Source organism: Streptomyces niveus (genome assembly GCF_001723055.1).
GTDB lineage: Bacteria > Actinomycetota > Actinomycetes > Streptomycetales > Streptomycetaceae > Streptomyces > Streptomyces niveus.
Genome location: NZ_MDCR01000451.1, coordinates 1 through 944, shown reverse-complemented (window position 1 = coordinate 944; position 944 = coordinate 1). Strand labels below are relative to the sequence as shown.

The window sequence follows — 944 nt, the reverse complement described above, 5'->3', positions numbered from 1 at the left end:
GGCCGACCCCCGGCGCGTACGACGACACGGACACCGACGCGGACCCCCTCGCCCCGGCCCTTCCCGTGCTGACCACCACCGAGGAGATCCACCGTGCCGTCATCCAGAACGGCGTCCAGCAGGCCGTGTTCGCCGACGGCCCCGCAGGCACCGCCGGAACCGACGCCGACCGGGCTCCGCTCGTCGCGCTCTTCCACGAGTACGGCTGCGCCACCTGGTTCGTCGGCGGCGGCGCCGGCCGGGGCCCGATGGCACAGCACGTGTGGGGCTTCACCTGCCGCCGGGTCGACCCGCCCACCGCGCGCCGCGGCATCCGCGTCAAGCGTCTGCTGGACATCGCCGTCGCCGGCCCGGTGCTGGTCGCGATCTCACCGGTGCTGCTGGCCTGCGCGCTCGCCGTACGGTTCCTCGACGGCCCGGGTGTGCTGTTCCGTCAGGAACGCGTCGGCCAGCACGGGCGCCCCTTCACCCTGCTCAAGTTCCGCACCCTGCGCCCGGCCGACGACCACGAGGCGGCCACCCGCTGGTCCGTCGCCAACGACCGGCGGATGAGCCCGGTCGGCCACATCCTGCGCCGTACGTCGATGGACGAACTGCCGCAGATCTGGAACGTCCTGCGCGGCGACATGAGCCTCGTCGGACCCCGCCCCGAACGCCCCTTCTTCGTCGCCAACTTCAGCAAGACCCACCCCGGTTACGCGGCCCGCCACCGGATGCCCGTCGGCATCACCGGCCTCGCGCAGGTCAATGGACTGCGCGGGGACACCTCCATCGAGGACCGCTCCCGATTCGACAACCACTACATCGACCACTGGTCGCTGTGGCAGGACGTGTGCATCATCATCCGAACCGCACTCTCGCTCGTCCGCCCGGCGGGGAGCTGACGTGGCCGACGCCCCGGGCGCGCTCCTCCTGGCCCCCCGCGCCGGGCGGACGAGCGAGAG

The 944-nt window shown here is 72.8% G+C and carries 1 protein-coding gene; it reads left to right on the top strand.

Annotated features, from left to right (window positions below; translation table 11 throughout):
* The coding region (locus BHU15_RS35975) for a sugar transferase (protein WP_255293292.1) at positions 1-884 on the top strand (884 nt) is incomplete at its 5' end.
* Between the last annotated feature and the right edge of the window lie 60 nt (positions 885-944).